The following is a 21,350-nucleotide window of genomic DNA, read 5'->3' as shown; positions in this document are numbered from 1 at the left end:
CTGATCCACAACTATCCCAAGCCCACCATTGCACTGATGGACGGCGTCACCATGGGTGGTGGCATGGGCCTGGCCCAGGGCGCGACGCTGCGGGTGGTCACCGAGCACAGCAAGCTGGCCATGCCCGAGACCAACATCGGCCTGTTCCCCGACGTGGGCGGCGGCTGGTTCCTGTCGCGCTGCCCGGGGCACCTGGGCGAGTTTCTGGCGCTGACCGGCCAGGTGCTGGGCGCGGGCGATGCCATCGCCTGCGGGCTGGCCGACGTGTTCCTGCCCAGCGCGCAGCTGCCCACGCTGGTCGAGACCCTGGCCGACCAGCCGATCGAGAACGCCGCCCAGGCCGTGGCGGCGGTGAAGGCGAGGGCGCACGCGGCACCGGCCGCCACGCTCACGGCGCAGCGCTCGCTCATCGACACCCACTTCTCGCGGCCCGGTGCGCTTGCGATCGTCAACGCCCTGTCGGGCGACAGCACGCCTTTTGCCCAGCAGGCCGCGGCCGACTTGCGCAAGCGCTCGCCGCTGATGGTGGCCGTCACGCTGGAGCAGGTGCGCCGTGCCCGCGACATGGCCTTGGCCGACGAGCTGCGCATGGAGCGCGACATGGTGCGCCACTGCTTCCACCTGCGCCCGGGTGCGGCCAGCGAGACGGTCGAGGGCATCCGCGCGCTCGCCGTCGACAAGGACCACCAGCCGCGCTGGAACCCGGCTCGCCTGGAAGACGTGCGAGCTGAGGAGGTCGCCGCCTTCTTCGCAAGCCCCTGGCCGGCACACGCACATCCCTTGCGACAGCTCGGTAATCTAGACCGGTAGCTCCAGCCGCATGTCACATGGGCTGGGTACCATGCAGCCTTCTTCCCATTCGGCCTTGTGCAAGAGGCCCGTCGACAATGCCCCGTGAACCCAAGGCCCCGAATGCCTTGCTGATGCTTCTGGAAGGCCGCGCTCCCTGGGAGCTGGCCAGCACGGTGGCCGCAACTCCCTGGTTCAACAAGCTGCCTGCGGGCGACGGGCACCCGGTGCTCGTGTTCCCCGGCCTGAGTGCCCCCGACTTCACCACGCTGCCGCTGCGCAACTTCCTGCGTGCACGCGGCTACGAGCCTTATGCCTGGGAGCAGGGCTTCAACTTCGGCCCGCGCGAAGGCGTGCTCGAACGCTGCGAAGCGCGCGCCGACGAGATCTACAAGAAGCACGGGCAGCCGGTGAGCCTGGTCGGCTGGAGCCTGGGCGGCATCTACGCCCGCGAGGTTGCCAAGGCGCGGGCCGAGCAGACGCGCTGTGTGGTCACGCTCGGCACGCCCTTCGGCGGCCATCCGCGCGCCAACAACGCCTGGTGGCTGTACGAGATGGTGAGCGGGCAAAAGCTCGAAGACGACGCGCTCATGGCCCAGGTGCGCCAGGCGCCCAGCGTGCCAACCACCTCGATCTACTCGCGCACAGACGGTGTGGTCGCGTGGCAATGCAGCCTCAACGACGAGGCGCCGCACACCGAGAACATCCAGCTGCACGCCAGCCACTTCGGCATCGGCATGAACCCGCTCGCGCTTTACGCGCTGGCCGACCGGCTGTCGCAGAAGCCCGGAGAGTGGCAGCGCTTCAGCCTCGAAGGCAAGCGCAAGTGGTTCTTCAAGACCACGTAGGGCGCGCCACCACGCGCAAGGGCTGATACTGCGCACGGTGCGACTCCCGACGAGGCGACTACCGTGAACGCAAACCCCAGCAAGACCCGCATGGAGCACGACAGCATGGGCCCGCTGGCCGTGCCTGCCGATGCGCTCTATGGTGCGCAGACCCAGCGCGCCGTCGACAACTTTCCCGTCAGCGGCCAGCGCATGCCGGCGGCCTTCATCCGTGCCTTGCTGCTGGTGAAGCAGGCCGCCGCCCAGGCCAATCTGCACCTGCGGCAGGTGCCCGAAGCGCAGGGCCACGCGATCGTCGATGCGGCCCAGCGCCTGCTCGCCATGAGCGACGACGAGCGCATGGTGCACTTCCCGCTCGACGTGTTCCAGACCGGCTCGGGCACCAGCACCAACATGAACGCCAACGAGGTGATCGCCACCGTGGCAAGTGCGGCGCTGGGCGAGCCGGTGCACCCCAACGATCACGTGAATGCCGGGCAGAGCAGCAACGACGCCATCCCCACGGCGCTGCACGTGAGCGCCGCGCTGGAGCTGCACCAACAGCTGCTGCCGGCGCTCGACCACTTGGCGGAAGTCACGCGCCGCAAGTCGGCCAGCGTGCACCGCTTCGTGAAGACCGGCCGCACCCATCTGATGGACGCGATGCCAGTGCGCATGAGTCAGGTGCTCGACGGCTGGGTGCACCAGGTCGATGCCGGCAGCCGACATCTGCGCGCGCTGATGCCAGCGCTGCAGGGCCTGGCGCAGGGCGGCACGGCGGTGGGCACCGGGGTCAACGCGCACCCGCAGTTCGCGGCCAGCTTCGCGGCCGAACTGAGCGACCTCAGCGGCCTGCCGTTCCGCCCGGCCGACAACTTCTTCGCGGCCATGGGCTCGCAGGACACGGCGGTGGCCGTGTCGGGCCAGCTCAAGGCGGTGGCGGTGTCGTTGATGAAGATCGCCAACGACCTGCGCTGGATGAACTCCGGCCCGCTCGCCGGCCTGGCCGAGATCGAGCTCGAAGCCTTGCAACCCGGCTCGTCGATCATGCCCGGCAAGGTGAACCCTGTGATCCCGGAGGCCACGGCGATGGTGGCCGCACAGGTGATCGGCAACGATGCGGCCATCACCATCGCGGGCCAGTCGGGCAACTTCGAACTCAACGTGATGCTGCCGGTGGTGGCGCACAACCTGCTCGGCAGCATCGAGCTGCTGGCCAACGTGAGCCGGCTGCTGGCCGACAAGGCCATTGCCAGCTTCACCGTCAACGAGGCGAGCCTCAAGGAGGCGCTGGCGCGCAACCCCATCCTGGTGACGGCGCTCAACCCGCTGATCGGCTATGCCAAGGCCGCCGAGATCGCCAAGCAGGCCTACCGCGAAGGCCGGCCCATCCTCGATGTGGCCGACGAGCAGACCGACCTCGGCCGCGCGAAGCTGGCCGAGCTGCTGGACCCCGAGAAACTCACAGGCCCAGGGTGAACCAGAAGGTCGCGCCCGCGCCGGGCCGGCTTTCCGCCCACACCTTGCCGCCGTGCCGCTCGACGATGCGGTGCACGATCGACAGCCCGATGCCGTTGTGCGACAGCCGCGAGTCATGCAGGCGCTTGAAGGGCTTGAACAACTCGGCCGCGCGTGCCGGGTCGAAACCCGGCCCGTCGTCGGCCACGTAGACGACGTTCTGGTCGCCCCGCAAGGCGGTGCCCACGTGCACCGTGCCGCGGCCCCCCGGGCGGGCCGAGGCGAAACGGGCGGCGTTGCCGATGAGGTTGACGAACACCTGGCGCAGCAGGTCCGGGTCGGCCAGGCCGCTGGGCAGCGGGTCGATCTGCAAGCGCACGTTCTTCAGATCCTGTGCGCTGTCGGGGGTGAGTTCGAGCTGCTGGATGGCCGCGTCGACCAACTCGCGCAAGGGCTGCGGGCTGCGCTCGAACTCGACGCTGTCGACGCGCGACAGCGTGAGCAGGTCCTGCACCATGGCCTGCAGGCGCTCGGTCTGCGCGGCAATGGCCGTCATCAGCGTGCGCGCCTGGTCGGTGTCGCCTTCATCCAGCGACTCCACCGACAGGTGCGCCAGGCCCGACAGCCCCGCCAGCGGGCCGCGCAGGTCATGCGACACGTTGCGGGTGAACGCCTCCAGCCCTTCGAGCATGGCCTGCAACTCGCCGGTGCGCGCCTGCACGCGCTGCTCCAGGCTGGTGTTGAGCTCACGCAGTGCGGCCTCGGCCTGGAGCCGCAGCTGCAGCTCGTCTTCGATGCGGCGGCGCGCCCGGATCAGGCTCACAACAAGGATGGTGATGCCCACCACCGTGGCGGGCAGGGCGGCCAGGTAGCCGAACTCGAAGCCCAGCTCGCGCACCGGCGGCAGCAGGCTGGCCAGCAGGAAGGCGGGGTAGGTCGCAAACGCGATGGCGATGTAGACATGGCCGACGTTGCGTTCCTTGCGTGAGGCACGCCAGGCCAGGCGGGTGCACCAGCTCATGGCCAGCGCCATCACCACGTAGACCACCATGGGCTTGTCGGGCCAGCGCTGCAGCACCAGCCACACCACCAGGGCGCTCACGGCGGCGGCCACGGCCACCCCAAGCAGGCGCCGCGGGCTGGCATGGCCGATGTATTCGTCGAGCGCGCAGATGGTCAGGGCCAGCAGGCCGATGGCCACCAGGGCGGAGCCGTAGGGCACCTGGCTGGTGGTGCTGAGCGCGGAGGGGTGCGCGAAGTACCAGCCGGGCGCCGCCAGGGCGTAGCGGATGGAGAACAGCCGCAGGGCGCGGCGATCGGTGGCGTACGAGGCCAGCCACTGGGCTGCGGCAATCACCAGCATCACCGTGCCCGCCACCAGGGCAAAGGCCTGGAAGGGGTCTGTGGCTTCCAGCCAGGTGGTTCCCGCCAGAGTGGCGGTGGGTGCCGCGGTTTGCAAGGGCATGGGCGGCTCGCGCCTCCAGGAGAGCAGGCCACCGACGGCAGCCCGTGTGAAGCACGATTCTGGATCAGCTGGCCGCTGCTATGTAACCAATGGATGACCCTGAGCGGGGTGTCTAGAAGCGCAGCGGCACCACGCGCTGCGCGCCGGACGGAAAGCGGGTCAGCACGACCAGGTGGTCGAGGTCGCTGCTGTAGATGATGGGGAAGGGCTCGGCACCGAGCTGGCGGATCAGTGCGCGCAGCTCGTCGTTGGAGGCCGCGACGACCACCGTGCTCTGCGAATGCGAGCCGGTGAGCAGGCTGGCGAAGGCGGGCATGTCGGCGGCATTGAAGTTCGTGGTGGCAAGCCCCAGCGCGGCAGCGAGCGGGGCCACCAGCGGGTTGCCGGCGGTGCTGGTGAAGATGGCCGACACGCCGGCCTTGCGTGCCGCGTGCAACAGCTCCTGCGCCTCGCTGCCCGGCGCGCTGGTGCCGACCAGCAGCAGCGTCATCGCATGGCGGTCGTTCTTGGTCAGGTCGGGCGTGCTGTCGGCGGCGTACTGCAGGTTCATGGCGTTGATGCTGTTGCCGGCGATGCTCACCACGTAGAGGTTGTCGAAGTCGGCAATGCTGGCCGTAGAGACCGCAGCGCCGAAGGCGTTGGCCACGTCGTCGGCGGTGTCGCTGTGCGCGGCCACCAGCACCACGTCGCCCGCGTGCTGGGCGAGCACCTCGGCGGCCAGCGCGGCGGGTGTGGCGTAGATCTGCGTGGGCAGGCGGAAGGCCGCCGCCAGCGGTGCCACGGTGTCGCGGGTGCGCGTGGTGTCGGTGGAGTAGACGGCCGTGATGCCGGCGCGCAGCAGGGTCTCGCGCAAGGCCTGGGCACGCGCCTGGCCGGCGGCACTGAGCGGTTCGGTGGTGGCGTTGGAGTTGGGGTCCTGCTTCTCGCCGTGCCGCACGATGAGCACCGTGGTGACCTGTGGCGGCCGCAGGAAGAAGTTGGCCACGCCCATGGTGTTGGCGTTGACCACGCCGAAGCCCGGGGCGCTGTTGTAGTCCTCGTGGCTGGTGTGCTGGGCCAGCAGGTAGTAGCGCCCGGGCGACAACGCGATGCTGTACTGGCCGCTGGCGTTGCTGGTGGTGTCGAAGCTCGCGCTGCCGTCTTCCTTGACGAAGCTGAGCGACACGTTGGCGATGGTCGGCCCGCCGGCGCTCTCGAAGGTGCCACCGTGCAGGCCGCTGGCGCAACCGTGCAGCCACAGCAACAGCAAGGCGACAGTCGCCATGGTGAGTGCGCGAGGGATCTTCATGCTCATTCCTTGGCCACGTGAACCTCGACCGCCACGCCACCCACGATGCGTTGGCTCTTGCGGTGGCGTTGCACCAGGTGAATCTTGTGCATCGTGCCTGGCTTGGCATCGCGCTGCACCTGCACGCGCAGGCCCACCGTGCGTTGGCTGAAGGCCGGCAGTTCCACCGGTACACGGGTGCGGGGTGCGTCGGGCAGGGGCAGCTGCCACGCTTCACCGAAGCGTCTGGCCACCAGATCGGGTGTGCGTGAGCCCAGCATCGCGCCCTTGTCCGCACCGGGTACTCCAAGATGAGCTCCGCATTCGAGCTCGATCTCGTGCGGTGGGTGCGCCGGCTTGCCCGTGTCGGGCTTGAAAGGCTTGAGCTTCTTCTGCACGGCTGCGCCGAAGAAGCCCTTGTCGTGCTGCAGGAGGCCGAGGTCGAGCGCCTGAGAGCCCTCGGGTCGCCAGATCTCGATGTCGAAGGGGCCGCGCAGCTGGAGGATGCGGTTGGCCAGCACCGCCGGCAGGATGAAGAACTCGCCCCGCACCAGGTTGACGACCGTGAGGTTCTTCTGCGCCAGGTTGTTGTGCTCCCACACGTGCGCGCCGCCGGCGGGCGGGTCGCCGCGCGTGAGCACCGAGGCCAGCATGCAGGTGTGCGTGCCGGCGCTTGGCACCAGGCTGCGCGGCCAGCGCGCCTTGACGACTCGGCTGGCGCCCGGTGCCAGGTCGAACTCGGCGCGCGCCGCCATGCAGGGCAGGAAGTCGTCGGGGAACGAGAACTGTGTGCCGGCGAAGCCGCGCGCGTGGAAGCTCACGACGAAGTGCTGCGCGGTGCCGGTGGTGGAGCGGTTGCGCACGCGGGCATGGAACCAGTTGTCCTGGCCGTACTCGGGCGACTGGTGAGTGCTGCCGCCGTCGTCTTGCGTGCGCACCCACAGGTCGGGCGAGTCCCAGAACGTGCCGTTCCAGAAGTCGGCGCCGCCGTGGCCCACCTCGTCGCGCATCCACAGGTCGGGTGCGTTGGCGCCATCACCGAGGCCGTAGACGAAGCGGTGGAAGGCGTCGACCACGCCGGGGTTGCCGCTCTTGCAGAGCAGGAACTCCTCGATCTGCTGGGTGGAGACCGGCTGGCCCTTGAAGGCCTGGTAGAGCTGGCCCATCAGGTTGTTGAGCGGGCCCACGCCGAGCAGCGAGGCCATGCCCTGCCAGAAGCGCGAGCCGTCGCTGTAGGCGTTGCCGGCGGTGTTGCGCTGCCAGGGGTCGCGCGAGCACAGCAGCACAGGCGGGTCGCCGAAGTCGAAGGCCAGCGGGTCGTCGGCGCCGCTGTCGTGGAAGGTGGTCCAGCCTTCGTCCCACCAGCCGTCGGCCTGCGAGGCAGGCTTGATGCCGCGCGCGTACCAGCTGTGGAAGGCCTCGTGGGGCAGGGCGCCGGTGGAGGTGGTGGTGCCTCCTTCGTACTCCATGCCGCCCGAGCCGTTGAAGAAGGCGGTGAAGCGGTTGCCGTGGGCGTAGCCGCCGTAGTCGTTCTCGTTGTCGGCCAGCAGGGTGGCGATGGTGGTGATCTGCGTGCCGAGGTTGACGCTGCTGGTGCTGGGCGCCCAGGCATCGATCGCCACGTTGTTGCCTGAGACCGGCAGCACGGTGCTGCCGCTTTGATGCAGGAGCGTGTCGGCCGCGCGGATCTCCAGCATGGGCGAGAGCGCGGTGAAGCGCGCCGGGAAGTCGATCTGCCATTGGTTGGTGCCGAGCACCGTCACCGTGCCGTTGGTGATGAGCTCGTGCGCCACCATCGTGTTGACGAGGCTGATCGTGAGGCTGATGGCGAACTGGTCGAAGATCAGGTTGGCTGGCAGCCACGCTTCGGCGTAGCGCGCGCGGTTGAGGTCGGACAGGCCGAACACGAAGCGCAGCCGCGGCCCGGCAAGCCAGTCGAGCGCCGGCAGGTAGCTGCCGCCCAACTGCGAGTCGGGCAGGGCCAGCGGGTACTGCACGCGCAAGGCGTGCACGCTGCCGGCGGCCTGCACGCTCTCGATCACGCGCAGGTCGGTGAAGCTGCCGCTGCCGAAGCTGTGGTGGGCGAGCTGGGCCACCGGGAACACCGCGCCATCGAGCCAGGCCTGTGCAGGCGTCTGCCGCAGGTCGAAGATCGGGTTGCCCGCGGTCGGGCCGACCTCGTAGGTGATGGTCGCGTCGGCCTCGGCCGTTTGCGCCGCGGCGTCGAAGGTGAACGCCGCGGCGATGGTCGAGATGTCGATGGGCACCGCGAGGAGCCCATCGACCGTCTTGGCAGGCGGTGCGAGGTGGAAGTTGGTGGCCATGCCGCTCGTGCCCTCAATCGCAGCAGCCGCAGTCGTTGTCGAGTTCGATGTCGACCGACACCTTCTTCACGCACACCTTCTTCACCTTCTTGCCGCCGCCCACCTTCAGGCAGTCGAGCAGCTTCTGGGCCGCGCCATCGCAGTCCTTGCCGGTCGGCCTGCCGCCGGAGGGCTGCTTCAGGCTCGGGTCGACGTAGTAGCTCATGCCGCCGAGCAGGTTGTCGTTGCCCAGCAGGTCGACGCGGATCATGCGGTCGCCGGCGCCCATGATGTCGGCCTGGGTGAAGGCGCTGCCGGCCTGCAGGCTCAGGTGCACCTGGCACTTGGCCCCCGCGGCGAGCGTGAAGGTGTTGGTGGGAATGCCGTCGAACTTGAGCTTCCAGCCCTTGCTGGCCAGCACGGCGGGCATGTGCACCACGAGCTTCATCTTGGCCTTCTTGTTGAGGTTGTTGCCGGCCATGAAGAAGGCGCCGTCGAGCGAGGCGTGCAGCGACTCGGGGCCGCCGCCGCCCGGCACCACGCTCACGTTGCGCTGGCCCACGTTGTTGTCGTTGGGCACGAGCCGCCACTCCTGCACCGTCTCGCCGGCGGTGAAGTTGTCGACGTTGCTCGGGTCGCCGGCCACCGAGGCGATCATCAGCACGCAGTCGTGGCCGTAGGCGTTGATGTTGGGCTCCCACTCGAAGGGGCCGACCGTCTCTTCGCCGCCGTTGTTGGCCGCCACGCTGGCGATGTTCAGCCCGCCGGCCGGGCCCATCTCGGTGAAGTCGGTCGGCCAGGTGAGGCCGGCGCCGGGCAGCGTGTGGTAGGCCCGCACCGTCACGTTGTTGGCGGCGCTGGTGCCGCGGTTCTTGACCTTGCAGTACATGTAGTTGGTCTGGCCGTCGATCGCGTTCTGATGGCCGGGCAGGCCATCGGGCGCGTTGCGGTTCCACATCGACTGGTTGTGCCAGTGCACGTGGATGTATTGGTACTCGCCGGCGCGGCCGTCGTCGATGTAGACGTCGACGGCGGGCGGTGCGCCCTCGGTGGTGACGACCGCGGGTGCGCCGGGCGGCTGGAAGCTGCCCTGCTTCTCGAAGGCCCAGCGGATCACCTTGTTGTAGGCGCCGCCGAAGATGCCTTCGCTGGTCCAGTTCTCCTGGTCGGTGTCCTGCATCTCCTGGCACCAGATCTCCGGGTCGTTGGGGTTGGTGGCCGCGGTGAGGTTGGCGGTGGTGCGCAGGATCAGGTAGGTCGCCATGCGCTGGGCGAACTGCCGGCGGCCGAGGTTGTCGGAGTCGCCGCCGATCGAGCGGTACATGCGGAAGTGGCAGGTGGCGAGGATCTGCTCGCTGCCGTACTGGCCGTCGTCGTTGGCGCCGCCGTTCCAGGCCCAACCGTTCACCGGGCGGTCGAAGCGGCGCTCGGTGGTGAAGGGGCGGAAGGGCGCGTAGCGGAAGCGCTCGGGCAGGGCGCGCAGGCCCGACTCGGGGTCGTTCTGGATCGCGGCCAGGCCGTCACCGTGGCTGTGCGAGAAGCCGAGGTTGCCGCTGCCCACGTGGTCACCCAGCACGCCGTGGCCGCCCATCTCGTGCCAGTGCACGTAGGGGTCGACGGCGCGGCCCAGCGGGTTGGTGGTGTCGGAGGTGTCGCACAGGCAGAAGCCCAGGAAGCCGGTACCGCCCGTGCCGTTGGGCGACCAGAAGGCGTTGATCTCCTCGCCGTTGGGGTCGCTGATGCTCGCGCGGTGGTCGACGGGGATGGGGAAGGTGGTGCCGTCGAAGTAGTCCGTCACCACGAAGCCGAGGTCGGCGATGGTGCGGAAGAGCTGCGTCTGGTGGTAGTAGGCGTTGACGGCGCCGAAGTCGTTGGTGCGCGGGTTGAAGTCGAAGTCGGAACCGGCGGCCACGGTGGGTGCAGCGATGACCGGCGCGTCGCGCTCGGCGATCGTCACGTACACACCGGTCAGGCTCTGGTTGCCGCCGGAGGGCGGGTCGAGGTCGGGCAGCAGCTCGTCGAAGTCGTGGTCGTCGAGCACCGAGTTCGGCTGGTTGGCCGTGACGGTGAGGTCGCCGCTGGAGTTGATCGGGTCGCGCTTGAATACCAGGCCGTTGACGCCGCAGGTCATGCACTCGATGTAGAGGATGGAGCCGGTCTCCACCTCGACCAGGATCAGCCACACGAGGTTGCCGAACTTGAAGATCAGCTCGCCCACCAGGTAGGCCCGGCCGGCCCGGATCTTGTCGTTGACGGCGGGCAGGTCGAGCAGCGGCATCTCGCGCTCTTCACCCACGGTGCCCTTCTTGTCGGAAGCCGGCCTGGGCTTGCCCGCGAAGCGCTTGCTCGGGTCGTACTTGTAGATGAAGAACTTGCCGCTCAGCAGCTCGGTGCCATCGGCCCGCGCTGCCGCCTTGGCGCCCCGGCTCTTGGCGGGTGCGGCCGCGCCGATGAGCTTGAGCACCACGTCGGCCGCCTCGTCTTCACCCTGCTCGCCGAGAGCGGCGAAGCCCGCCTTGGCCAGCAGCTGGCGGGCGGCCGTCATGCGGAAGATGGCGGCGTAGCGGTCGATCAGCTTCTGGTCGGGCAGCTTGCCCTGCAGGTCGTCTTCGCTGTTGTTGGTGGAACCCACCACACGGTTCGGGTTCTGCTTGATCTTGACCGACAGGCCTTTGCGCCACACCGGGGTGTTGAGGTAGGTCTGGCAGTAGCCGACGGTGGTGCCGTCGAAGACGTGCTTCTCTTCGCTCAGGTGGTACTCCACGCCTTGCTCGCGCGGTTCGAGGAACGAGACCTTCTTGCTCAGGTTGGCGAGCTGCGCCTGGGGGATCTTGAGCGTGTCGGCCCATTCGTTCAGGTAGGCCTGCGCCGACAAGCGCGGCACGTTGTCTTCGCTCGCCCAGTACTCCTGGCTGTGGCGGATGTGCCGGACCTTGTTCCCGTCGTCGAGCGTGAGATGGGCCTTGAGATCGGGTTTGAAGATGGTTTTCACTGCGCTGTCTCCTGCATTGCCATTGATGACAGTTCAGGTTAGGACGCAGGGGGTGGCTTTGCGCTCCCTAGAGATGGGGAGAAGCCTTGTCGTTCTAGGGGCCCGTGAATGCGGGGTCGGTGATGCGTGAGGGAAGGGCGTCAAGCTCCGCGCGCGCACGCGGCAACGCATGAGGAAACTCGCGCTGGATGAAGTGGATGAGGCCCTCTCGCAACTCGCAGCGCAGGTCGAAGTTGGGCCCCGAGGCGGCCGAGCTCACGAGGATGCGCAACTGCATTGCGCGCTCGTTCGCATCGGTCACCTGCACCCCGCACACGCGCTTGTCCCAGTGCGGCGAGGCTTCGCAGATGCGCCGGGTCTCCTGGCGGATCGGCTCCACCGGCAGCGTGTAGTCCACCCACAGGAACACGGTGCCGAGGATGTCGGCGCTGCGCCGCGTCCAGTTCTGGAACGGGTGCTCGATGAACCAGGCCAGCGGCACGACGAGGCGACGCTCGTCCCAGATCCTGAGGACCACGTAGGTGGCGGCGATCTCTTCCACGCGGCCCCATTCACCTTCGACGATCACCACGTCGTCGATGCGGATTGGCTGCGCGAGCGCGATCTGCAGGCCGGCCAGCAGGTTGCTGAAGACCGAGCGCGCTGCAATGCCCACCACCAGGCCGGCGACACCGGCGGACGCGAGCAGGCTCACGCCGAGTTGCCGGGCTTGCGGGAAGGTCATCAGGATGAAGGCGAGGCCGGTGAACAGGCAGGCCCCCACGGCCATTCGGGCCAGCATGCGGGTCTGCGTCTGGATGCGCCGTGCCGCGAGGTTGTCGGCGACGTTGGCAGGGTGCAACGCGATCACCCCATCGCGCACGCCGCGGATGGCGGCGGTGGCCAGCCAGGTCACGGCAGCGATGGTCATCACCCCGCTCACGTGCTCCACGCTGTGCAGGCCGGCCAGGTCCTGCGGCATGCCCTGCAACGCGATCTGCCAGGCCGCCAGGGGCAGCAGCCATTGCAAAGGGTGATCGCAGCGCCGCGCCACCGCGGTGAGCAGGAGCGAATGGCTCACCAGCCGCATCACGATCGGGCGGGAAACCCGGTGTGCAACTTGTGCCGTAAGAAGGATCGCCATCGCCAGCAGGGCGATGTGCCACCAGGGGCCGAGAGCAGCAGGGTACATCGTGGTGCGCACCCGTTCGGGGTGCCGTCGGTGGGTCTGGTTCGCCACAGGCAAACCTCGCTCCCGAGCAGACATCGTGAATTGGTCACGCTGTGCCGTCACCCGTTGGGGGGTCGTACGTCAGGGTGATAGTCAAGTCACGCGCGCCCTGCCAACAATGCCGCCTTGCGAATCGATCGAGGGGTGCGGCTCATGAACGATTGGATGTCCGAAGCAGAGCGACTGGTGCGTCAACGCGCGCCGCTGCTCAGCGTGGAGCACGCACGCGATCTGGCCGACGACCTCTACCGTGCCTGGCCCGACAACACCCCCGCCGAGGCCGTGGCCAAGTTCTTCCGCGTGATGCCGCGGGACTGGAACGCCGGGCCGCCCGCCGCGGCCAACACCCCCGCCGAGAACGCCCCCGAAGCCCGATCGGCCGCTTGACCGGTCGCTTGACCCGCCGCCGGCCGCCGCCGGCGCCAACTGGGACAATAGGCAGCTTGTTGCCCCACCCTGGTTGTTGATCGATACCGTGCAAAGCCCCGAACACAACGCGGCCGCTTCCTCTCCATGGCGCTTGTCCGTCGCCCCGATGATGGACTGGACCGACCGCCACTGCCGCTACTTCCACCGCCTGCTCACGCGCCACACCCGCCTGTACACCGAGATGGTGACCACCGGCGCCTTGCTGCATGGCGATCAGCCCCGTCACCTCGACTTCCATGGTGAGGAGCACCCCGTGGCGCTGCAGCTCGGCGGCAGTGAGCCGGCCGACCTGGCAGCCTGTGCCCAATTGGCCGAGCGCTGGGGCTACGATGAAATCAACCTGAACTGCGGCTGCCCGAGCGAGCGTGTGCAGCGTGGCGCCTTCGGTGCCTGCCTCATGAACGAGGCGCCGCTGGTGGCCGACTGCGTGAAGGCCATGCGCGATGTGGTGCGAGACGACCTGCCGGTGACGGTCAAGCACCGCATCGGCATCGACAGAGACGAGAGCTACGACTTCGTGCGCGACTTCGTCGGCACCGTGGCCGAGGCGGGCTGCCAGGTGTTCGTGGTGCATGCCCGCAATGCCTGGCTCAAGGGCCTGAGCCCGAAAGAGAACCGCGAGATCCCGCCGCTGCGCTACGAGTTCGTGTACCGGCTCAAGCGCGACTTCCCCGCGCTCACCATCGTGCTCAATGGCGGCGTGAAGACCGACGAGGAGATCGCCGAACACCTGCAGCACGTGGACGGCGTGATGCTGGGCCGCCATGCGTACCACGAGCCCTGGGCCATGGCCGCGTGGGACGAGCGCTTCTTCGGACAGTCACGCGTGGCCGGGTCACGCGACGCGGTGGAGGCCGAGTGGCTGCGCTACCTGGAGCGCATGCACGATTCGGGTACCAGCTGGCACCTGGCCATGCGCCACGCCATGGGTCTGTGGAACGGCATGCCGGGCGCGCGGCGCTGGCGGCAGGTGTGGAGCAGCCACGAGTTCAAGACCGAACCGCCGCGGGCGGTGTGGCAGAGGGCGCAGGCGTTTGTGCCGCACGAGGCCGCGCTGGCCTGACTGGCCTGACTGCGAGCTCAGGCGTAGGTGATGCCCTTCTCCTGCGTCGAGATGAGGGTGCCCGCCTCGCCGGCAATGATCCGTCAGAGGTCCGGCAGCACGCCGGTGGCCGCCGGTGACGCCCGCCGGCTTGCCTTCTGGGTGGGCTTGCCTCAGTCCGCGTAGCCCGTAGCTGGACATTGCCAGCACCCTATTTGTTGGGCGGCATGCGCTGCCACGCGGTGAGCTTCTTTGCTGCGCCGCACAACCCATGTGCCAGCCCCTGCGCCACTGCTCGATGAGTCGAGGTATGGGGACGCGCGCAACCCCTCCTCTGAGAAGGGGGGCGCGACTGGCAACGATCTCTCATACTGACCACACGGCAGAGCGGAGAGCAAGTTGATCGGCGCGGTGTTCCGTGCACCTCAACCAACGATCTTGTTTTCGTCTCTCCAACGGATCATGATGCGGCTCCGCTGCATCTGAGCTGGGCGCACGACCCAGGGCGATGCAACGGCGGCGAGCCGCCACGCACAGCTTTTGGGCAGGGTCTTCTTGCGGCCGCACACCAGCACATCAGGCAGACAAGAAAGACAGGAGTCGTCGATGGAGTTGCAGCGAAGCTTTCCAATCCTCATCGCCCACCCGGACGTGGCGGCACATTCGGTGGCCGGCACGCGCCTGAGGCAGATCCAGCACGACATCGAGCGACAGGGGTGGAAGACCATCCTCGTCGACACGCGCGAAGACGCTGGCATCGTGGCGGGCGCCCACCGTGGGCTGGCCGCCATCGTGTTCAGCGCCGAAGACGCGCGCAGCAACCCCGCCGCCCTCAAGCAGACCATCAGCCAGCTCAAGGCCGTGCATGCGCGGGCACCGGGGCTGCCGATCATTGCGCTCGCGGAGAGTGCCAAGCTGCGCGCCGACTTGCCGAACGCCGCCGAGGCGCTGCGCAACCTGAGTGCGATCCTGTACCTCTACGAAGACACTGCAGAGTTCCTCGCGCGCCAGATCATGCGGCTGGCGACCGACTACGTGGAGAACCTGCTGCCGCCGTTCTTCAAGGCGCTGGTCCACCACGCCGAGCGCTCTGCCTACTCGTGGCACACGCCAGGCCATGCAGGCGGCGTGGGTTTTCTCAAGTCGCCCGTCGGGCATGCGTTGCATTCGTTCTTTGGCGAGAACACGCTGCGCTCCGACCTCTCTGTTTCAGTGCCGGAACTCGGTTCGCTGCTCGACCACACCGGCCCCGTGAAGGCGGCCGAGGCCTATGCGGCCAAGGTGTTCGGGGCAGACCACACCTACTTCGTCACCAACGGCACCTCGACGGCAAACAAGATCGTCTGGCACTCGATGGCCGGGCGCGACGACCTCGTCATCGTCGACCGCAACTGCCACAAGTCGCTGCTGCACTCCCTCATCATGACCGGCGCCACGCCGATCTACTTCACGCCCTCGCGCAACGACTACGGAATCATCGGCCCGATCGGGCTCGACCAGTTCTCCCCCGCGTCCATCAAGAAGAAGATCGCCGCCAGTCCGATTGCGCGAGGCAACAAGCGCGACGTTCGCATCGCGGTGGTCACCAACTCGACCTACGACGGCCTTTGCTACAACGCCGAGAAGATCAAGACAGCGGTCGCCAACCAGGTTGACGCGCTGCACTTCGATGAGGCCTGGTACGCCTACGCGGCTTTCCACGAGTTCTATGCAGGCCGTCACGCGATGGGCGTGCCGCGTGGTTACGCACGGGCCGACCACACGCTGGTGTTTGCCACGCATTCCACGCACAAGCTGCTGGCCTCGTTCTCGCAGGCATCGATGATCCACGTGCAGGAATCCGACAAGCGAAAGATCGACACCACGCGTTTCAATGACGCATTCATGATGCACAGCTCGACGTCGCCGCACTACGGAATCATCGCCTCGCTCGATGTGAGTTCGGCCATGATGGAAGGCGTGTCAGGCCGCTCGATCGTGCAGGAGACACACGACGAAGCCACTGGCTTCCGTCAGGCGATGGCCTCGGTAGGCAAGGGGTTCAAGAAGGGCGACTGGTGGTTCAAGGTGTGGCAGCCCGACGGGCTGGACCTGAGCAAGCCGCTCAAGACCTCCGACTGGGTGCTCGACCCCAAGGCTGACTGGCACGGCTTCGGCAGCCTGGCCTCCGACTACGTCATGCTCGACCCGATCAAGGTCACGCTGCTGACGCCTGGCCTGGGCAAGGGCGCCAAGCTGGGCAAGAGCGGCATCCCGGCCGCGGTGGTCACCAAGTACCTCTGGGAGCGCGGGCTGGTGGTCGAGAAGACCGGCTTGTACAGCTTCCTGATCCTTTTCTCGCTGGGCATCACCCGTGGCAAGTGGAGCACGATGGTCGACGCGCTGGCTGACTTCAAGTCCGACTACGACGACAACGTGCCACTGGAGAAGGCCCTGCCCAGCATCGCCGCGTCGAGCGGCAAGGCCTACGCCGGCTGGGGCCTGCGCGACCTGTGCGACGCGCTTCACGGCTGCTACCGCGACAACAACACCGCGCACTCGATGAACGCGATGTACACCGAACTGCCCGAGCCTGCCATGAAGCCGTCCGACGCGTACGACCGGCTGGTGCACGGCGCCGTGGAGCCTGTACCCATCGAGAAGCTCAAGTCGCGCATCACGGCCGTGATGCTCGTGCCGTACCCGCCGGGCATTCCGCTCATCATGCCGGGCGAGCGCTTCAGCACCGATTCGATCATCGAGTACCTGAAGTTCGCGCGCGACACCGACGACCGCTTCCCCGGCTTCGAGGCCGACATCCACGGCCTGCGCTTCCAGGTCGACAAGAACGGGCACAAGCAGTGGATGGTCGATTGCGTTAAGGAATGATGAGCCCGTAGGAGTTTTTCGCCATGACTCCTTATCCGGGGAAGGGTGCCCGCCTGCCCATACCGTTCCATCGCCTGCTGAAGGTGGTGGTGATCACTGACCGCACCGACGCCCAGATCCAGTGCCTGCTCGACTGCCTGACGGCGGAGCGCTGCGAGATCGAGATCAGCCCCAACTACGACCGCGACGTGTCCGAGGACGCCGCCGTCGGCGCGTACATCGCGCTGGTGGATGGCGAGCGCCTGGAGCCGGCGCGCCGCCTGGGCAAGGCCGTGCGCGAGATCGGGTTTCGTACCCCGCTGTGGGCGCTGGCCGATTCGCACCGCATCACCGACATCGGTGTGTTCGACATCACCGGCGAGGTCACCGGCTACATCTACATCGGCCAGCAGACGCCGGAGTTCTACGCCAAACAGGTGATGACCAGCCTGGTGGACTACGGCACCTCGCTGCTGCCGCCGTTCTTCGGCGGGCTGATGTCGTACGGCGCCGGCGGCAACATCGCCTTCGACTGCCCTGGCCACCAGGGCGGGCAGTTCTACCGCAAGTCGCCGGCGGGTCAGCTCTTCTTCAAGCACTTCGGCGAGAGCATCTTCCGCAACGACCTGTGCAATGCCGACGTGGACCTGGGCGACCTGCTCATCCACGAAGGCGCGGCCGAGCGTGCCGAGCACCATGCGGCCAAGGTGTTCGGTGCCGACCAGACCTACTTCGTGCTCAACGGCACCAGCACCTCCAACAAGGTGGTGGCCAACGCCGTGCTGAAGCGCGGTGACCTGGTGCTCTTCGACCGCAACAACCACAAGTCGCTGCACCAAGGTGCCTTGGTGCAGGCTGGCGCGATCCCAATCTTCCTGCCCACGGCGCGCAATGCCTTCGGCATGATCGGCGCGGTCGACTGGGAAGCCTGGGACGAGGAGTACCTGCGCGAGCAGATCCGCAAGCATCCGCTGGTGAAGGACACGGCCCGCGCCAAGGCCGAGCGGCCCTTCCGCCTGGCCTGCATCCAGCTGGCCACGTACGACGGCACGGTCTACAACGTGCGCAAGGTGCTGGAGAAGATCGGCCGCCTCTGCGACTACGTGCTCTGGGACGAAGCCTGGATCGGCTACAACGCTTTCCACCCGCTGTTCGAAGGCCACAGCCCGATGCGGCTCACGGACCTGAAGCCCGAGATGCCGGGCCTGTTCTCCACGCAGTCGGTGCACAAGCAGGGCGCGGGCTTCTCGCAGGCCTCGCAGATCCACAAGAAGGACGACCACCTGAAGGGTCAGAAGCGCTACATCGAGCACAAGCGCTTCAACGAGTCGTTCATGATGGCTGCGTCGACCTCGCCGTTCTACCCGCTGTTCGCCTCGCTCGACGTCAACGCCAAGATCCACGAGGGCAAGGCCGGCGAGATGCTGTGGGACCGCTGCATTGCGCTCGGCATCGAGGCACGCAAGAAGCTGCGCGAGTTCGTGCACCACTACGAGAAGACCGGTGCGAGCGCCGCCGACCAGTGGTTCTTCGACCCCTTCGTGCCCGACGTGGTCGACATCCGCAACTCCAGCTTCACGAAGGACGCCAAGGGCGTGGCGTGGGAGAGCCTGCCCACCGACGTGATCAAGCGCGAGCAGCAATGCTGGAGCTTCGGGCCGGCCAGCACCTGGCACGGCTACAAAGGCTACAGCGACGGCTACGCCATGGTCGACCCGAACAAGCTGATGCTGCTCACGCCCGGCATCAACCGCAAGACCGGCGAATACCTCGACTTCGGCGTGCCGGCCACCGTGGTGGCCAACTTCCTGCGCGAAGAGCGGGTGGTGCCCGAGAAGTGCGACCTCAACAGCATCCTCTTCCTCATGACCCCGGCCGAGGACGAAGGCAAGCTCAACACGCTGATCGCCAAGCTGGTGAAGTTCAAGACCCTGTGGGACCGGGACGCCCCGTTGGCCGAGGTGCTGCCCACGCTTTACGCGGCGCAGTCCGAGCGCTACGAGGGCTACACGCTGCGCCAGGTGTGCAACGAGATGCATGCTTTCTACCGCGAGCGCCGCGTGAAAGACCTGCAAGGCCTGTGCTTCCGCGCATCGAGCTTCCCCGAGCTGGCCATGACGCCTGAAGAGGCCTACGAGAAGCTGGTGGCCAACGAGGTCGATTACCTCTCGCTCGAAGAGGCCCAGGGCCGCATCTCGGCCACGCTCGCGCTGATCTACCCGCCGGGCATCGGCGTCGTGGTGCCGGGTGAGCGCTGGGACGAGCGTGCCAAGCCCATGCTCGACTACTTCCTCGCGTTCGAGGAATCGTTCAACCGCTTCCCGGGCTTCAACTACGAGGTTCAGGGCGTGTACCAGGAAAGGGTGGACGGACGCATCCGCTTCCACACCTACGTCGTTCGGGAGGGCTGAACCCTCAGTCCATCGTTGAAGGAGGAGGCAACTCCATGGCCCCTAGTGCAGTCAAGCAAGGAGAACAACGTGTCTGCTGAACAACCCAAGAAGATGAGCGTCACGCAGCTGACGTTCATCGTCACGGTCAACATGATGGGCTCCGGCATCATCATGCTTCCCTCCAACATGGCCAAGGTCGGCGCCATCTCGCTGCTGTCGTGGATCGTCACGGCGCTCGGGTCGCTGGCCATCGCCTACGGCTTCGCGCAAGCGGGGCTCTTCAACCAGCGTACCGGCGGCCTGGCCGCCTACTCGGAAGACGCCTACGGCAAGGACGGCTACTTCCAGGTGTTCTTCCTGTACTTCCTGTCGCTTGCCATCGCCAACGTGGCGATAGCGAGTTCGGCACTTGGCTATCTCGCAGCGTTCTTCCCGGTGCTGACCAGCACGCCGGTGATCACCTGCATGGGCGTCATCGCGCTGTTGTGGATCACCTCGGTGGCCAACTTCGGCGGGCCCAGCCTGACCGGCAAGCTCGGGGCGATCACCGTGTGGGGGGTGATCCTTCCGGTGGGCTTCCTGGCCGTCGCCGGCTGGTTCTGGTTCAGCGGCTCCACTTTCTCGGCCGCCTGGAACCCCAAGGGCCTGGGCCTGGCCGAGGGCATGGGATCGAGCATCTCGCTCACGCTGTGGGCCTTCCTGGGCATGGAATCGGCCTCGCAGAACGCCTCGGCGGTGGAGAACCCCAAGCGCGACGTGCCACTCGCGTGCATGTTCGGCACGCTCGGTGCGGCCGTGATCTACATCCTGTCGACGGCAGTCATCCAGGGCATCGTGCCCAACGCCGAGTTGGCTGAGTCCACTGGCCCATTCGGCCTGGCCTATACCAGGATGTTCAACCCGCTGGTCGGGCAGATCGTCATGGCGCTGGCGGTCATGGCCTGCGTCGGTTCGCTGCTGGGCTGGCAGTTCACGTTGGCGCAGGTCGCCAAGGACGCCGCCGACACCAAGATGTTCCCGGCCATCTTCGGCAAGGTCACTGGCACTGGTGCGCCCATCATCGGCATGGTCATCATGGGCGTCGTGCAGACGGCGATGGCACTGATGACGATCTCGCCTGACCTGAACGAGCAGTTCTCGGCGCTGGTGAACCTGGCCGTGGTCACCAACGTGCTGCCGTACATCATTGCCTTGTCGGCCCTGTTCGTGATGATGCGCGACGCCAAGGTCGACACCGGCGTGTGGCGCCGCAACACTTTCGTCGCGGTGGTGGCGATCGTCTACTCGATCTACGCGCTGTGGGCATCGGGCAAGGACGCGGTGATGGGCGGCATGCTGGTCATGGCGCTGGGCTACCTCATCTACGGGTTCGTGGCCCCCCGCTTCGTGGCGGCTGCGGGAGCGAACCGTTCATGACGCGACACAACACTGAATACGCGAAAGGAAAGACCATGCAGCGATACACACCTGCGAGACTGGGTCGTCGGCTGTCGCTCAGTGCGGCGCTGTTCTCGTGCCTCGCGTTCGGCACCATCGCGCCGGCACACGCCGTGAGCAGCCTCGACAAGGCCAAGGAAAGCGGCCAACTGGCCATGGGCTATCTCACCGACGCTGGGCCCTTTGCCACGGCCGACGCATCGGGCAAGCCGAGCGGCTACGCCATCGAGCTGTGCAACCGCATCGCCGATGCGGTCAAGGCAGAGCTCAAGCTCGGTGCCCTCGACGTGAGCTACGTGGCCTTGTCGCGCGACGCCGCATTCACGGCCGTGCAGCAGGGCAAGGTGGACCTGCTGTGTGGCGCCGTGCCTACCCTTGCGCGCCGGACTCAGGTCGACTTCTCCATCCCCGTCATGGTCAGTGGCGTGGGCATTGCCGTGCGCGCAGACGCGCCGGCGCGTCTGCGGCAGGCCTTGTCGGGTGCCGACCCTGGGAGCCGCGCGACATGGCGCGGCTCCACCGATCAGGCCCCCCAGCGCAGCACCATTGGTGTGGCGGGCGGCGCTGCGCTCGAGAAGGCGCTGGAAGACCGGCTGAAAGAGCGCCGCATCGTGGCCGAGGTGGTCCAGGTCGACGGTGTCGCCGGCGGCATGCAGGCGCTGGTGGACGGCCGGATCGACGCCCTGGTCGGAGACCACGCCGCGCTGTTGGCGGCCTCAGCGAAGGCAGGAAAGGCGGGCCCCCAAGTGATGGAGGAACGCCGCGCCTTTGTGTCGCTGGCGGTCCGCCGTGACGACGACGACTTCCGCCTGCTGGTGGATCGCACGCTGAGCCGCCTGTACCGTTCGCCGGAGATCGGCGCTCTGTACGGCAAGTACTTCCGCCCGCCCA

At 67.4% G+C, this 21,350-nt stretch carries 14 protein-coding genes; 9 read left to right on the top strand and 5 right to left on the bottom strand.

Annotated features, from left to right (window positions below):
• From VFL64_RS12995 to VFL64_RS12985, 3 genes are all read left to right on the top strand, one after another.
• Positions 1-810: 3-hydroxyisobutyryl-CoA hydrolase (locus VFL64_RS12995; protein ID WP_489540798.1), on the top strand; the 810-nt coding region annotated here is incomplete at its 5' end.
• A gap of 113 nt (positions 811-923) precedes the next feature.
• A complete protein-coding gene (locus VFL64_RS12990; RefSeq protein ID WP_489540801.1) occupies positions 924-1,637 on the top strand; it encodes an alpha/beta fold hydrolase in 714 nt (237 codons plus the stop codon).
• A gap of 90 nt (positions 1,638-1,727) precedes the next feature.
• The gene (locus VFL64_RS12985) at positions 1,728-3,095 is read left to right on the top strand and encodes a class II fumarate hydratase (protein ID WP_489540800.1); all 1,368 of its coding nucleotides are present in this window, start codon (positions 1,728-1,730) and stop codon (positions 3,093-3,095) included.
• On the opposite strand, the gene VFL64_RS12980 is transcribed toward VFL64_RS12985, so the two are convergent.
• The 5 genes from VFL64_RS12980 to VFL64_RS12960 all read right to left on the bottom strand — a co-directional run bounded on the left by VFL64_RS12980 (position 3,079) and on the right by VFL64_RS12960 (position 12,272).
• Entirely contained in the window at positions 3,079-4,539 is a 1,461-nt protein-coding gene (locus VFL64_RS12980) for a sensor histidine kinase (RefSeq protein ID WP_489540797.1), read from the bottom strand. The genes VFL64_RS12985 and VFL64_RS12980 overlap by 17 nt on opposite strands.
• Positions 4,540-4,651: 112 nt before the next feature.
• The gene (locus VFL64_RS12975; protein ID WP_489540796.1) at positions 4,652-5,827 is read right to left on the bottom strand and encodes a histidine phosphatase family protein; all 1,176 of its coding nucleotides are present in this window, start codon (positions 5,825-5,827) and stop codon (positions 4,652-4,654) included.
• Positions 5,828-5,829: 2 nt separating this feature from the next.
• Entirely contained in the window at positions 5,830-8,130 is a 2,301-nt protein-coding gene (locus VFL64_RS12970; RefSeq protein WP_489540795.1) for a hypothetical protein, read from the bottom strand.
• Positions 8,131-8,143: 13 nt separating this feature from the next.
• Positions 8,144-11,101, bottom strand: coding sequence for a hypothetical protein (locus VFL64_RS12965; protein WP_489540794.1), 2,958 nt, complete (start codon positions 11,099-11,101; stop codon positions 8,144-8,146).
• A 94-nt stretch (positions 11,102-11,195) separates the two neighbouring features.
• Positions 11,196-12,272 (bottom strand): mechanosensitive ion channel family protein, encoded by a 1,077-nt coding sequence (locus tag VFL64_RS12960; protein ID WP_489540793.1) that lies wholly within the window; start codon positions 12,270-12,272, stop codon positions 11,196-11,198.
• Positions 12,273-12,464: 192 nt separating this feature from the next.
• Here VFL64_RS12960 and VFL64_RS12955 point away from each other — a divergent pair, with 192 nt between their 5' ends.
• The 6 genes from VFL64_RS12955 to VFL64_RS12930 all read left to right on the top strand — a co-directional run.
• Positions 12,465-12,698 (top strand): hypothetical protein, encoded by a 234-nt coding sequence (locus tag VFL64_RS12955; RefSeq protein WP_489540792.1) that lies wholly within the window; start codon positions 12,465-12,467, stop codon positions 12,696-12,698.
• 148 nt (positions 12,699-12,846) lie between these two features.
• Positions 12,847-13,803 carry a tRNA dihydrouridine(20/20a) synthase DusA gene (dusA, locus tag VFL64_RS12950; RefSeq protein ID WP_489540799.1) on the top strand — a complete coding sequence of 319 codons (957 nt, stop codon included), beginning with the start codon at positions 12,847-12,849 and terminating at the stop codon, positions 13,801-13,803.
• A 585-nt stretch (positions 13,804-14,388) separates the two neighbouring features.
• Positions 14,389-16,650: an Orn/Lys/Arg family decarboxylase gene (locus tag VFL64_RS12945; RefSeq protein WP_489540791.1), complete on the top strand. Its 2,262-nt coding sequence runs from the start codon at positions 14,389-14,391 to the stop codon at positions 16,648-16,650.
• A 23-nt stretch (positions 16,651-16,673) separates the two neighbouring features.
• Complete coding sequence (gene speC, locus VFL64_RS12940) at positions 16,674-19,040, top strand: ornithine decarboxylase (protein WP_489540790.1); 2,367 nt, start codon at positions 16,674-16,676, stop codon at positions 19,038-19,040.
• A 69-nt stretch (positions 19,041-19,109) separates the two neighbouring features.
• Positions 19,110-20,438, top strand: a complete 1,329-nt coding sequence (gene potE, locus VFL64_RS12935; RefSeq protein WP_489540789.1) for a putrescine-ornithine antiporter — start codon at positions 19,110-19,112, stop codon at positions 20,436-20,438.
• A 35-nt stretch (positions 20,439-20,473) separates the two neighbouring features.
• On the top strand, positions 20,474-21,350 hold an 877-nt coding region (locus tag VFL64_RS12930), incomplete at its 3' end, for an amino acid ABC transporter substrate-binding protein (protein ID WP_489540788.1).

The sequence above is a fragment of the Rhizobacter sp. genome (genome assembly GCF_035702065.1).
Classification (GTDB): domain Bacteria; phylum Pseudomonadota; class Gammaproteobacteria; order Burkholderiales; family Burkholderiaceae_C; genus Rhizobacter.
This window is presented reverse-complemented; position numbering and strand designations above follow the sequence as displayed.

Coding starts and splice junctions, on each gene's coding strand:
- VFL64_RS12955 (WP_489540792.1), top strand. CDS start 12,465: ATGAACGATTGGATGTCCGAAGCAGAGCGACTGGTGCGTCAACGCGCG.
- VFL64_RS12990 (WP_489540801.1), top strand. CDS start 924: ATGCTTCTGGAAGGCCGCGCTCCCTGGGAGCTGGCCAGCACGGTGGCC.
- VFL64_RS12970 (WP_489540795.1), bottom strand. CDS start 8,130: ATGGCCACCAACTTCCACCTCGCACCGCCTGCCAAGACGGTCGATGGG.
- VFL64_RS12980 (WP_489540797.1), bottom strand. CDS start 4,539: ATGCCCTTGCAAACCGCGGCACCCACCGCCACTCTGGCGGGAACCACC.
- VFL64_RS12975 (WP_489540796.1), bottom strand. CDS start 5,827: ATGAAGATCCCTCGCGCACTCACCATGGCGACTGTCGCCTTGCTGTTG.
- VFL64_RS12985 (WP_489540800.1), top strand. CDS start 1,728: ATGGAGCACGACAGCATGGGCCCGCTGGCCGTGCCTGCCGATGCGCTC.
- dusA (WP_489540799.1), top strand. CDS start 12,847: ATGATGGACTGGACCGACCGCCACTGCCGCTACTTCCACCGCCTGCTC.
- VFL64_RS12945 (WP_489540791.1), top strand. CDS start 14,389: ATGGAGTTGCAGCGAAGCTTTCCAATCCTCATCGCCCACCCGGACGTG.
- VFL64_RS12960 (WP_489540793.1), bottom strand. CDS start 12,272: ATGTACCCTGCTGCTCTCGGCCCCTGGTGGCACATCGCCCTGCTGGCG.
- speC (WP_489540790.1), top strand. CDS start 16,674: ATGACTCCTTATCCGGGGAAGGGTGCCCGCCTGCCCATACCGTTCCAT.